Annotated in this window: 13 protein-coding genes; 1 reads left to right on the top strand and 12 read right to left on the bottom strand. The window is 32.7% G+C overall.

Annotated features, from left to right (window positions below; translation table 11 throughout):
- Positions 1 to 138: 138 nt before the first annotated feature.
- Entirely contained in the window at positions 139 to 858 is a 720-nt protein-coding gene (locus OQ292_RS17805; protein ID WP_284683494.1) for a head GIN domain-containing protein, read from the bottom strand.
- A gap of 412 nt (positions 859 to 1,270) precedes the next feature.
- On the opposite strand from OQ292_RS17805, the gene OQ292_RS17800 reads away from it, so the two are divergent.
- On the top strand, positions 1,271 to 1,462 hold the full coding sequence (locus OQ292_RS17800) for a CsbD family protein (RefSeq protein ID WP_284683493.1): 192 nt from the start codon (positions 1,271 to 1,273) through the stop codon (positions 1,460 to 1,462).
- An 82-nt stretch (positions 1,463 to 1,544) separates the two neighbouring features.
- On the opposite strand, the gene ftsY is transcribed toward OQ292_RS17800, so the two are convergent.
- The 11 genes from ftsY to ychF all read right to left on the bottom strand — a co-directional run bounded on the left by ftsY (position 1,545) and on the right by ychF (position 13,024).
- Positions 1,545 to 2,504: a signal recognition particle-docking protein FtsY gene (gene ftsY, locus OQ292_RS17795; protein WP_284683492.1), complete on the bottom strand. Its 960-nt coding sequence runs from the start codon at positions 2,502 to 2,504 to the stop codon at positions 1,545 to 1,547.
- A 237-nt stretch (positions 2,505 to 2,741) separates the two neighbouring features.
- Positions 2,742 to 2,894 carry a DUF4295 domain-containing protein gene (locus tag OQ292_RS17790; protein ID WP_284683491.1) on the bottom strand — a complete coding sequence of 51 codons (153 nt, stop codon included), beginning with the start codon at positions 2,892 to 2,894 and terminating at the stop codon, positions 2,742 to 2,744.
- 2 nt (positions 2,895 to 2,896) lie between these two features.
- On the bottom strand, positions 2,897 to 3,079 hold the full coding sequence (gene rpmG / locus OQ292_RS17785; protein WP_284683490.1) for a 50S ribosomal protein L33: 183 nt from the start codon (positions 3,077 to 3,079) through the stop codon (positions 2,897 to 2,899).
- Positions 3,080 to 3,114: 35 nt separating this feature from the next.
- On the bottom strand, positions 3,115 to 3,354 hold the full coding sequence (gene rpmB, locus OQ292_RS17780) for a 50S ribosomal protein L28 (RefSeq protein WP_284683489.1): 240 nt from the start codon (positions 3,352 to 3,354) through the stop codon (positions 3,115 to 3,117).
- Between the two features lie 111 nt (positions 3,355 to 3,465).
- On the bottom strand, positions 3,466 to 4,371 hold the full coding sequence (locus OQ292_RS17775; RefSeq protein ID WP_284683488.1) for a ribonuclease Z: 906 nt from the start codon (positions 4,369 to 4,371) through the stop codon (positions 3,466 to 3,468).
- A 71-nt stretch (positions 4,372 to 4,442) separates the two neighbouring features.
- Positions 4,443 to 4,826, bottom strand: coding sequence for an STAS domain-containing protein (locus OQ292_RS17770; RefSeq protein WP_284683487.1), 384 nt, complete (start codon positions 4,824 to 4,826; stop codon positions 4,443 to 4,445).
- 31 nt (positions 4,827 to 4,857) lie between these two features.
- Positions 4,858 to 5,799, bottom strand: coding sequence for a phosphoribosylaminoimidazolesuccinocarboxamide synthase (locus OQ292_RS17765; RefSeq protein WP_284683486.1), 942 nt, complete (start codon positions 5,797 to 5,799; stop codon positions 4,858 to 4,860).
- A gap of 13 nt (positions 5,800 to 5,812) precedes the next feature.
- Positions 5,813 to 6,172, bottom strand: coding sequence for a CoA-binding protein (locus OQ292_RS17760; RefSeq protein ID WP_284683485.1), 360 nt, complete (start codon positions 6,170 to 6,172; stop codon positions 5,813 to 5,815).
- A 419-nt stretch (positions 6,173 to 6,591) separates the two neighbouring features.
- Positions 6,592 to 10,164, bottom strand: coding sequence for a VCBS repeat-containing protein (locus tag OQ292_RS17755; protein ID WP_284683484.1), 3,573 nt, complete (start codon positions 10,162 to 10,164; stop codon positions 6,592 to 6,594).
- A 157-nt stretch (positions 10,165 to 10,321) separates the two neighbouring features.
- A complete protein-coding gene (locus OQ292_RS17750; RefSeq protein WP_431733746.1) occupies positions 10,322 to 11,494 on the bottom strand; it encodes a THUMP domain-containing class I SAM-dependent RNA methyltransferase in 1,173 nt (390 codons plus the stop codon).
- A 432-nt stretch (positions 11,495 to 11,926) separates the two neighbouring features.
- Positions 11,927 to 13,024: a redox-regulated ATPase YchF gene (ychF, locus tag OQ292_RS17745; RefSeq protein ID WP_284683482.1), complete on the bottom strand. Its 1,098-nt coding sequence runs from the start codon at positions 13,022 to 13,024 to the stop codon at positions 11,927 to 11,929.
- Positions 13,025 to 13,188: the final 164 nt, after the last annotated feature.

The following is a 13,188-nucleotide window of genomic DNA, read 5'->3' as shown; positions in this document are numbered from 1 at the left end:
AATTATTATTGAAACAGCAAATTAAATGTTATAACATTTAAATTTTTTTTCAATTCGTAGCAAATTATTCAATTTTCATCATTCAAATATAAGCTTTCAGTAGCTACAGTGAAGTTTTAGGCATTCATTACGGTCTTATTACATATTTTCAGATTTAGAAATATTTCCGGCTCCAGAAATTTTTGAATCTACTTTTTCCGGATTTCCTCGATAATTAACATTGCCAGCACCAGATACTCTTGCGAAAAGGTTATTTTTAACATTTACATCACAATCTCCCGCTCCACTAATTTTTATATCTGCATCAAGCGTTTTGAGATCAAATGCTTTAATTTTTCCAGCACCAGATACTTCGCACTTTAACTCGGAGGCTGTTCCTTTTAAAAATACTTCAGACGCACCAGATAGATCCATACTTATTGAATTTGCATCTAGAAATAAATCTAAGTTACATGCACCTGATCCATCTATTTCCAAATCTTTAAATTCAAATATTTTATCATTTTTTATACTACAAGCCCCAGAAAAATCTATATAAGCGATTTGTGGTGCTGTAACATAAACTTTAATTCTTTCTTTTGTAGATACACAACTTTTAGTTTTGATCTCTACAGCTCTACCAGAATTTCTAACTTCTATCAAGTCCATTAAATTCTCATAAGTACTTATTCTACATTCGTAACTATCTGATTGATTTAAAATAATTTCAAACTCACCACTCACCTTTAAATCGGTGAACTCTCCTATTTCCATTTCTTTTGAAATTATATCGCCTGTACCTTCCTCACAGTCCATTATACTACATGATGCAAGGAATAAAACTGAAAATATGCTGAGGATTTGAAGATATTTTTCCATTTGATAGAATTTTTATTAAAAATCGTCTATTTGACTCTGTAATTCAACCAAAGGTTACACTATTTTTTTTATAAATAGCCAAAGGATATACTAGTATGGCAAAAAAACATTTTTTTTCTCTTTTCCCTTAAAATTTAGGCTTGTCTGTTAGAATTTCTGCATTTTCTAATATTTCTAGTTAAAAATTAAACCAATTTATTTTTTTTTCAGTAAACAGCACTAAAAACAAGTTAATTTTTAAACCATAACAATGCTCACTAACAGAATAATTTATTGAATTTACGGAAAATAATTTTATAAAATTCCTTTTATTTCACAATTACTTCCCTTATTTTTGGTTAAGTAAATATGAAAAGTACTAATACCTTAACAACCTTAACCTTTTCATCTTAACCAATTAAACAACACGACTATGAACCAGGTGATAACCAATAATTGGGAAAAGCTGAAAATTATGCTTAAACACCAATTCAGCCAATTAACTGACGAAGATCTTTCGTCTAACAATGAACAACATTTATTAGCCAGACTTCAAGAAAAACTTGGAGTAACAGAGAATCAAATAAGATCTATAATTTATAGACTACATGCGAAATCACTGTGAGTGAGTGATTGATTTAACACACATAAATAACAAAGGCTCAACTTAAAGTTGAGCCTTTACTTTTTATCAATATTTTAATTTTCTATCCCTTAGAAAAGAGTGACGACACAAAAGCCTGATTATTGAACAACTGTAAATCTTCTACTTTTTCTCCAACACCAATATATTTTACAGGTATTTTGAACTCGTCAGAAATTCCTATTACTACACCGCCTTTAGCAGTTCCATCTAGCTTAGTAATTGCTAATGAAGAAACTTCTGTTGCTTTTGTAAACTCTCTAGCTTGAATTACTGCATTTTGCCCTGTACTTCCATCTAATACCAACATTACCTCATGAGGGGCTTCTGGAATTACTTTTTGAATTACTCTTCGAATTTTACCAAGCTCATTCATTAAGTTAACTTTGGTATGTAATCTACCTGCTGTATCTATTATAATTACATCAGCATTTACTTCTACACCTTTTTTTACAGTTTCGAATGCCACAGAAGCAGGATCCGTATTCATACCTAATGAAATTACAGGAACTCCCACTCTTTCGCCCCAAAGCCTTAACTGATCTACAGCAGCAGCTCTAAATGTATCAGCTGCACCAAGTACTACGGATTTACCTCTTTGAGCAAATTGAGAAGCAATTTTACCAATAGTTGTAGTTTTACCAACACCATTTACACCTACCACTAAAATTACATATGGCTTAATACTTTCTGGCAACATAAAATCCTGAACCTGAGTAGATTTATTTTCAGCTAATAGCCCAGCTATTTCCTCGTACAGGATATTATTTAATTGATTCGTATTGAGATATTTATCTTTTTTTACCCTTTCTTCTAATCTATCAATAATTTTCAAAGTAGTAGAGACTCCAACATCTGCTGCAATTAGTATATCTTCAAGCTCATCTAATACATCTTCGTCTACAGTTGATTTACCAATAACCGCTTTACTAATCTTCCCGAAGATGCTGTCTTTTGTTTTTTCAAGACCTTTATCGAGAGATTCTTTCTCTTTTTTACCAAAAAATTTTCCGAAAATGCTCATAAACTGTTTTTTGAAAATTACTACATTCAACACATCTGTAAAAGCGAGAATCTCTGAACTTAACACTTGGTGTTTTATTACTTACAGATTCTAGCCCAGATGGAATGAAAAAAATTATAAGTCCGTAAAAAAATGCCTTAAAGTGGCATAATCAACTACTATTACAAAAATGGTAAATCTAAAATAAAAAAACCCTACTTTATCAGCAGGGTTTCAGAATAAATTACCTTAAAGAAATTAGTTCTTTAAAATTTCTTTAGCCATTTCTTCCGTTACAATTTCTTGTTTAAAGGTGTAAGCACCAGTTTTAGGATTTCTTACAGCTTTAACTACTTTAGCGTATTTTTGACCGCCTTCTTTTTTAAGCGTTGCTACTACTTTCTTTGCCATAATTACTTAATTTCTCTGTGAACAGTATATTTCTTTAAAATAGGATTATACTTTTTCAACTCCAATCTTTCAGTAGTATTCTTCCTATTCTTAGTAGTTATATATCTTGAAGTACCTTTCGTTCCTGTTGCTTTATGCTCTGTGCACTCAAGAATTACTTGTACTCTGTTGCCTTTTTTAGCCATGATTAATAATATTTTATATGTTATAATTAACTATCTCAGATAAGTACATTCCCGTTTGCACGAGCTTTTTTCAAGACTGCTGTAATACCATTTTTATTGATGGTTCTTAAAGCAGTAGAAGAAACTTTTAGTTTTATCCAACGATCTTCTTCTGGAACATAAAATTTCTTAGTGTGCAAATTAGGGTAAAACTTTCTCTTAGTTTTGTTATTAGCATGGGAAACATTATTTCCTACTCTTGGTCTCTTCCCTGTTATATCACAAACTCTTGACATTTCTTTATATGGTTTTAATTTCTGAGGTGCAAATATCTTAAATTTTTCAAAATATAAAAAGCTTATCCTTATTATGAAGGATAATTTTCAAGAAAAATTCATTTTTTTTCCTTATACGGTGAAAATTTTTCCTTCGAGTGCCAAAAAAGTCTCTGGAAAAACTCTTTGCGCTTCTTCTAACAACTGATTAAGCTCTTTATATCTTATAGAAAAGTGTCCGATCACTAGCTTTTTCACATTAGCTTTACTAGCAATAGTAGCTGCTTGAGATGCAGTACTGTGCTTCGTTCTAACTGCACGTTCACTATCACTTTCTACAAACGTAGCTTCGTGATACAATATATCAACACCATCGATATGTTCCAAAATTTTTTCTGAATATGCAGTATCTGAACAAAAAGCATAACTCAATGGTGGTGGTGGTTCAACTGTATACTCATCAAATAAGTATTCCTTTTCCTCCCAAAACACACTTTTCCCGTCTTTAAGCTCTTTCATTAATTCAAAAGGAAATCCTTTTGGTAATTTTTCTGCTAATAGCTTGTTCTTTTTCTTCTTTTCTCTAAAAATAAATCCACAGCAGGGTACTCTATGCTCTAAAGGAACCGAAGTAACAGAAAAATACTCGTTCTCAAATATTTGACTTGCAAAAGCATCCTGAGTTTCAATAAACTGAATAGGAAAGTTATAAGAAGACTGGGAAGCTCGGTTTATAGAAATTAATACTTCTCTTAACTCTGCTGGCGCAAAAAGATATAACTCTTTTGTTCTACCTAAAAGACTCATTGATGACAGTAAGCCCGGTAAGCCAAAAATATGGTCGCCATGCATGTGGCTAATAAAGATGTAATCGATCTTTGATGTCTTGGCTTTAAGATTTAGCAATTGGTATTGTGTACCTTCACCACAATCTATTAAACAATACTGTTGATTGATTTCTAGCAACTGTGAGGTCATGAATCTGTTCCAAGCAGGAGTTGCGGAACTTGCACCAAGTATTTGAACTGAAATTGACAAAACGATAAATAAAAAAACGGTAAAGAGCTCTGACTGAAAACTCTTTACCGTACAATAAAATAATATATTGATTAATTTCCTTCTTCTTCCTCTCCTAAATCTTTCTCAATTTCATTAAGGAAAATCGCATCTACAGCTTCTTCGTCTGTAGGTAAAATATGGAGAACATTATCTAACTTAGAAATTCTAATTAATTTCATCACATGCTCACTTACACCTGTAAGTATAAGTAACCCACCAATATCTTTAGACATTCTGTTTGCTACTAAAACAGCGCTTAACCCTGAAGAGTCTACATATTTTACCATAGCTAAGTTAAGAATCAGATTTACTGTACCTGATTGGTAAAGAGTAATTACTTCAGATTTTAACTGAGGAGCTTTTAGGGTATCCAGTTTTTCCTCTTCTAATGTTAATTTTGTATACTTTTCAGCTTTTTCTACAGCGTATTTCATATCGAGTCTGTTTGAATTTTCTTCAAATATATCATTTTGTTGTGAAAAAATTCTGTATTGCCTTTTCAATTGAGGCTTCATCGTTATCCTCAGCCTTTACAAAAGGTTTTCCTGTGATTTTTCCAAATAGTTCAATATACCTTTGAGAAACCAATTCCACAAATTCATCACTCATTTCTGGCAACTTTTGTCCCTCTTTTCCTTGAAAACCATTTTCAATCAACCACTCTCTAACAAATTCTTTTGAAAGTTGTTTTTGCCTCTCTCCTTTTTCCTGTCTTTCTTCATATCCATCGATATAAAAATACCGAGAAGAATCGGGCGTGTGAATTTCATCTATCAGATATACCTCATCATTGTATTTACCAAACTCATATTTAGTATCAACTAAGATTAAACCTGATTTAGACGCGATTTCTGTTCCTCGTTTATATAAGCCTAAAGTATATTTCTCTAATAGCTTATATTCTTTTTCAGGAACTATACCTCTTGCCAGAATTTCTTCTCTTGAAATATCTTCGTCGTGCCCTTCTGTTGCCTTTGTAGCAGGAGTAATAATTGGCTCTGGAAATTTATCATTTTCTTTCATCCCTTCTGGTAAAGGCACTCCACAAAGCATTCTTTTACCTGCTTTATACTCTCTCCAAGCATGCCCCACCAAATAGCCTCTTACTACCATTTCTACCGCGTAAGCATCACATTTCTTCCCTATAATTACATTTGGATGCGGAACTGCTTCTACCCAGTTAGGTACAATATCTTTAGTTTGTTCTAAAAAAAGAGCTGCTATCTGATTAAGCACTTGTCCTTTATATGGAATTGGCTTTGGCAGAATTACATCAAATGCTGAAATTCTATCACTGGTAATCATTGCCAGCTTATCGCCAAAAAAATAAACATCCCTTACTTTTCCCGAATACGACCCTGTACTTTTAGGAAATGAATATACACTCTTCTTTTTTTCTTCTGACATTTTGTATAATATATTAATAATTGCCTATTGATAACATAACCAAGGTACATCCAAATATGACTTCAATGCCTTTTTTCCTTGCTTTTTCTGCCAAAGAAGCATTTTCTGTTCCCGGATTAAAAATCAAACGCTCAGGTTTAGTATTTAAAATATAGTCTTCCCACTCTGCTTGTTTTGCCGGACCAATGTATAATGTAATCGTATTAATATCTCGTAATACTTTTTTTTCATTGATAATTTTTTTTCCAAAAACTTCTCCTCGTTTTATCCCAATAGGCACAAACTCTACTCCTTCTTCATTTAATCTTCTTGCAGCTTCAAATGCATACCGTTGTGGATTTGTTGTAGCTCCTAAAATTATCGTTTTTTTCATATCAATTTAATTTCAGCCTTTTATATATCTATCTACAAAAGCTGAAATGGTCCTATTCTGTTCAACTTTTCCATATTTCCTGCAAAAAAAGTAATTAGAAAGTATAATCGCGCGAAAAAAACAAACTAATTTACTGTAATGATAAATTTTGTATGCATGTAAGGTTTTAAGGATAAATTAAATATTTTGAAACACATTAACTTTTATTATGCCTATTTGAGTGTTACTTATATAGATTTCTGCAATAAAGTTTAAAAAAATACTTGTAAGTTTCTTTACATACTTTATATTTGTAACATACAATTAGCGAAAGATTTAACTGAAATATTACCCGCGCGATAGTCCGAATAGAAGATATTATAGAATAGAAGAAAACTGAAACTAATAAACCTGAGCCGAAGACTCAGGTTTTTCTTTTTTTATAGTGTTTCTTGCATTACCTTTCTACTATTTCCCTTAGAATCATAAATTATCATTTGAGAGATATTTTCATTTAAGAAATAACTCCTTTCACCTTGTGAGAAGTAACCTGCTCCATAATAAAATTCTACTCTTTGCTTTTTATCAGAATTTTTGAAGAAAACTTCGGCGTATACATCATTATGCTTTAAGGAAATTAATTTTCCTTTCGAATAAACAGATTGTACAAATTGAAGTAGTTCATTATTTTTAGCACAAATAAGCATGCTGTTATTCTCGTCTAAAGTTAATTGCACCAAACCTCTTGCATTGCCAGTAATTTTTAAACCAGTAGCTTTGGCATCAATAACCTTAAAGTTATTACTGCCATCACCTGCCAGTAAAACACCTTCTGAAGCATCGTAAAAACCAAAAAGTGTTTCAACGTTTGTATTATTACCTACTAGTAGAATATCTAAAAAACCATCCGTATTGAAATCTGAAATTTGAGAGCCATACATTGGCGCAATTTGCGCTGCATTTGGCAAAGGCTTTATTTTAAATTGATTATTGCCTAAATTCTCTATAAATGAGTTGCTAAGAACTGTAGTTTTTAAGTGAGTAGCACCGTCTAATTCTTTGTCTCTAAAAATCTCATTTACAGTTGCTTGCCCATAAAGTTTATATTCTTTAAATCTCCCTTTCATTCCATTAATCTGATCTATTAAAGCATCTCGCATGGCAAATGGGTAACTTTTACCCTGAGTGTAATGAAATAATATTGGGTCGATATTTCCAGATTTATCAAAATCTTTCGCATATAATTCTACTGGTTCTTTTACTGATGCTTTAAGTACTGAGTTTGTACCTAAATTCCCTACAATATAATCTATATCTCCATCGGCATCGAAATCGCCAGCATTTATACTATTCCACCAACCATAACTCTCAGCCAAATTGGTTTGACCAGTGATATTTGTTAACACACCATTCTTATTTTCAAAAAATGTAATTGGCATCCACTCTCCTACCACGATTAAATCTATCCAAGAATCATTGTTAAAATCTGTCCAGATTGCAGATGAAACCATTCCAATCCTTTGCAACTCAGAAACCTCATTGGTTACATCCTTAAATACACCTCCATTATTTTGAAGCAAATAGCTCTTTCCTGATTCTGGATATCTTTTGGGGTCTAGTTTTCCACCAATAAATAAGTCGAGGTCTCCATCTTTATCATAATCTGCGGCTACTACACTTGAACTACTTCCATTTAAAATTGGAAGAGCACCCTCATTTAGTTTAAAATTCCCATTTCCATCGTTTGTATACAATCGATCTTGATAGAGATTTGAAAACTCACCATCTGCAAAAAAAATGGCACCGCCGCTAGCAATGAATAAATCTAAGTCACCATCATTATCAGCATCAAAAAACAAGCAACCGGTATCTTCGCTTTTTATAAAGGTTTCATCAATCACTTTTTCAGTAAAAGCTGGAATTGATCTCGAATTTGTTTTTTCCTGTAAATAGAGAATTCCATTTTGCCCAGAAGCTCCCCCTACATAAAAATCTTGTAAACCATCATTATTTACATCTCCAACAGCTATACCCGGACCTGTTCTTGAATTCATGTGATGTAAAAGCGGCTGTGTTTTGAAATCTATATTATAATTTTCTTGATGGATAAACTTTGGAGTTTGCGATGCTGTTACTGCTGAAAAAAGTGTTTTAGACTGCTCTGTTTCTTTTCTGCTATTACTTATAGCATCTTTATAATTTATCTCTACTTTTTGATTTACCTGTATATTAGATAGTTTTTGAGTTTTACCATCGGGCCAGCGAATTGATAAAGATTTTACGTTTTGCACATCTCCCAAGCCAAAATGTATAGTATTCTCAACTGTAGACTTATAACCCCTTACAATGTAGTGCTCGTGAAAAAGCTGAATGCTCTCATCTTCTAACCATAGTTTTACACCTAAGCCATTTTCGTTGAGTTTTGGACCGATAAGCGCTACTCGCAAAAAGTTGTTCTTATTTGGATTTTGATCTTCGAGGTTTGTGTAGATAAAAGGATAGTCATTTATATTATTAGTTATAAAATCCACATCTCCGTCATTATCAAGATCTGCAAAAGCAGCACCATTGGAATAGCTTGGACTATCTACTCTCCACTCTTTTGATTGATCTTTAAAAGTTAAATCTCCTTGATTTTTATAGAAATAATTAGATACATGAATACCCGAAAGTTCTTGAATCTGCTTAAAATGCTTCGTTACATCTTGTGATTTATCTCCATAAGTGTAATCTCCCTGAAGACCATAAACCACAAAATCTAAATCGGTAACATCTCTGCCATAACCATTAGAAATGAATAAATCACGGTAGCCATCATTATCCATATCTACAAATAATGGCGCCCAACTCCAATCTGTTCGGCTTATTCCCGATAACCGGCCAACTTCACTAAAACTGCCAGAACCAGTATTCATTTGTAAAGTATTTCTAAAGAACTGATGCTGATAGCCCATTTGTATTTTCATTTGATACTTATCGTAATTCATGGGCATTAACATGGTTTTTGTATGCTGGTTATCTTCTGGCAGCATATCCATCTCTACGATGTCAGGTAAATTATCATTATTGAAATCGGCAATATCTACCCCCATTCCGTTGTAAGTAGTCTGCTTGGTATATTCTTTTAGATGGTCAGTAAAAGTACCATCTCCATTATTTATCCATAATAAATCGTTGGAAATAAAATCGTTAGAGCAATACACATCTGGATATCCATCTTGATTGATATCTGCAACAGCGACGCCTAAACCATAACCTTCAATAAGGATTCCAGCTTCTTTTGAGACATCAGTAAACTTTGATACACAAAGCTCTGAATTACTGGCACACTCTACAGCATTATTTTTATAAAGTCGATCGGTACTTATACCTTTCCCATCTTTTTTAACTGGCCTTACATTATTAGGTGGGAAATCTTCTGTGCCATTGGTAAGTAAATACAAATCTAGATCGCCATCTAAATCATAGTCCAGAAAAGCAGCTTGAGTACTGTAGCCTTTATCATCTAAGCCATACTCTTTGGCACTTTCGGTAAATGTATTATCTCCATTATTTATAAATAAAAGGTTTCTCGCTTTATCTGTATAATTTCTATCGGCAGCACAAACATAAATATCAACAAAACCATCAGTATTGATATCAACCATTGAAACCCCTGTGCACCATCTATCTGTTGTTACTCCAGCTTTTTCACTAATGTCTTCAAATTGTAAATTACCTTTATTCAGATATAACTTACTTGAAACCTGATTGCCAGCAAAATAAATATCTTGTAAACCATCATTATTAATATCTGCTACACCTACACCTGCTCCATTGTATATATAAGCATAGTTAAGCGTGTTTAATGTATCCAGCTCCTCAATTGTATTTTTAAAAAGCAAGTTAGCCTCATCTCCTTTAATTAAGCGGAACTGTTGAAAACCGTCATACTTTTGGTTACAGGATAATAGACAACATAAAGTAAGAGGAATAATAAAGTCTTGCTTGATAGTAGTTATAGATAGTTTCATATTTACTTCTTTAGATTAAAGAATTTAAGCATATGCTTAATCCAACTAAAGTAGCAAGCTTTGAGACAACATGTATCCTGATTTAATAGGAAAGTAAATATAAAAAAAGCCTTTCTAAAGTATTTTAGAAAGGCTTTAAAGATCAATAATCTTTTTATTAATTATCAGCGTTATCGAACTTAGTTTTTTTAGTACCCTTGTACATTTCGTACTTCATAAATTTACATTCCAAGGAGCCATTATACAATGTTATCCTTCTTGATGGTCTTAATCGGATGTTTTTTAGCGCTTCTTGACTCGAACTAATTATCCAAGCATCAAAACCATTAAACTCTTGTTTTAATTGATCACCAAACTTTGAATAAAAAGCATTTATCTGAGCATCTTCTAATCGTTCTCCATAAGGTGGATTGGTAATTAAAAAGCCATAATCGGTTTGCGGTTTGGCTTCAGAAAATGTTTTTCTTGATACTATTATATCATCTTCGAGATTTGCAGCGGCTATGTTCTCACGAGCAGCTTGTATGCTTTGCAAAGAAATATCAGACCCTTTGATACTTAAATCGTCTATATCTTTTTGTTGGCTTACACTATCTGCTTTAATATCAGCCCACAATTTCTGGTCAAAATCTGGCCAATGCATAAACCCAAAAATATTTCTAAAAGAAAGTGGAGCTACATTTTTAGCCATTAGAGCAGCTTCTATCAAAATTGTACCAGAACCACACATTGGATCTATTAATGGCTGATCTGGCGTCCAGCCAGCATGCTTTAATAAGCCCGCAGCTAATACTTCATTCATTGGAGCTTTTACAGATTGCACTCTGTAACCACGCTTAAACATTGCATCTCCAGACGCATCTATAGAGAGAATACAATCTTTATTAGAGATTTTAAGGTTTATTCTCAGGTCTGGACTACTAACATGAACAGATGGTCTTACACCAAATTTATCTCTAAATTGATCTACAATTGCATCTTTAGTTTTTAAAGCAACATATTTGCTGTGTCTGAAAATATTTGAGTTTACAGTACTATCTACAGCAAGTGTTCCTTCTTTATCTAGATACTGAGACCAATCTATTTTCTGAATTTCGCTATATAACTGATGCTCGTCTTCTGCCTGAAATTCTGCTATTGGCTTTATAATTCTCAATGAAGTTCTCAGCCATAAACAAGATTTGTACATCAACTCTTTATCTGCAGAAAAACTTACAGCTCTTTTGAGTACCTGCACATTATTTGCTCCCAGACTTTCTAGTTCTTCAGCTAGGAGTTCTTCCAAGCCAAAGAAGGTTTTCGCGACAAGCGTAAATGTATTATTATTCAAAATTTTACTTTTAGATTTAATAATTTAAAGGGCTAACTAACGTAATTGCTAAATATTTTTGACCGAATAATAAACAGAATGCAATTTTTATTTTACATTTTTATTCTGCCATTTTCCTTCGTAGTAGCTCTTTTTAATTTGTTTGGTTTTAGAATAAAATATTACCTGGTTTCAGAAAAATATATCAGGAAAAATATTCAATATTGGTTGGTAGTATTCCACGTTGTGAGTTGTGCTATAGGCGCTTTACTGTTTGTAAATAATCTATTACCAGCAAATATTTTCTTTGGTAATCTCTTCCACGAAAGTCCAAAATCAATCCCGATAACTATTCTAGCAGTTTTTTTAATTAATTGCTTTTTAACAGGATTATTTTTGGAAGCTTTTCTCAGATTATTTGTAAAAGGTTACAGTAAAGCGACTATTATTTAATTATACATTGAAACGGAAATGCATCACATCTCCATCATGCACTACATATTCTTTTCCTTCTATTGACAACTTGCCAGCTTCTTTACAAGCTGATTCAGATTTATATTTCTCGTAGTTTTCGTAACTGATTACCTCAGCTTTAATAAAACCACGCTCAAAGTCGCTATGAATTACACCAGCAGCCTGAGGAGCTTTCCAACCTCTGTGGATTGTCCAAGCACGAACTTCTTTTTCACCTGCGGTAAAGTAAGTTATAAGATTTAGCAATTCGTAAGATGCTCTAATTAATCTATCCAAACCTGATTCTTCTAAACCATACTCTTCAAGAAACATCGACTTTTCTTCTTCGTCATCAAAAGAAGCAATTTGAGACTCTAAAGCAGCACAAATCATTAATACTTGAGCATTTTCAGATTTCACATTCTCTTTTAACTGCTCAACATACTCATTTCCAGAAGTTACAGATTCTTCATCCACATTAGCCAGATAAATTACTGGTTTTGCAGTAAGTAGAAATAAGTCTGTTATAAACTCCCACTCATCTTCTGTTGCATCAATACCTCTTACGTTTTTACCTTCTTCCAGATGCTTTTTTAGTTTCTCTAAGATTTCTAAGCTTTTTCTTGCATCTTTATCTCCACTTTTAGCAACCTTAGCATTTTTAAGAATTCGCTTATCTATAGTGTCAAGGTCTTTTAACTGTAATTCTGTATCGATAATCTCTTTATCTGAGACAGGATCCACTTTTCCAGCAACATGGACAACGTTATCATCAGAAAAACAACGAACAACGTGAATAATAGCATCCACTTCTCTGATATTTCCAAGGAACTGATTTCCCAAACCTTCACCTTTACTTGCTCCTTGTACCAAACCAGCAATATCGACAAACTCTATTGTTGTTGGTAAAACTTTTTGAGGTTTTACTAGAGATTCTAATACTTTAAGCCTTTTATCGGGTACCGTTACTACTCCCACATTTGGCTCAATAGTACAGAAAGGATAGTTTGCTGCTTCTGCTTTTGCACTTGATAAAGCATTAAACAAGGTAGATTTTCCTACATTAGGTAAACCAACAATTCCACACTGTAAAGACATATTAATTTCTGGTTTTCAATTAAATATTAAGAAGTTTAGACACTCCATTAATTTTTTGAGGGGCAAAGATAGAATATTAAAACAATGAAAACCAGTAGTGATGTTAAGATGATTTAAAATAAAAAAGAAAGTAGCTAAAAAATAAAAAACTGAGTTAAAATTAA

Source organism: Chondrinema litorale (assembly GCF_026250525.1).
Lineage (GTDB): Bacteria > Bacteroidota > Bacteroidia > Cytophagales > Flammeovirgaceae > Chondrinema > Chondrinema litorale.
Note: the sequence above shows the minus strand (reverse complement) of the source record. Positions and strands in the feature narration are given on the sequence as shown.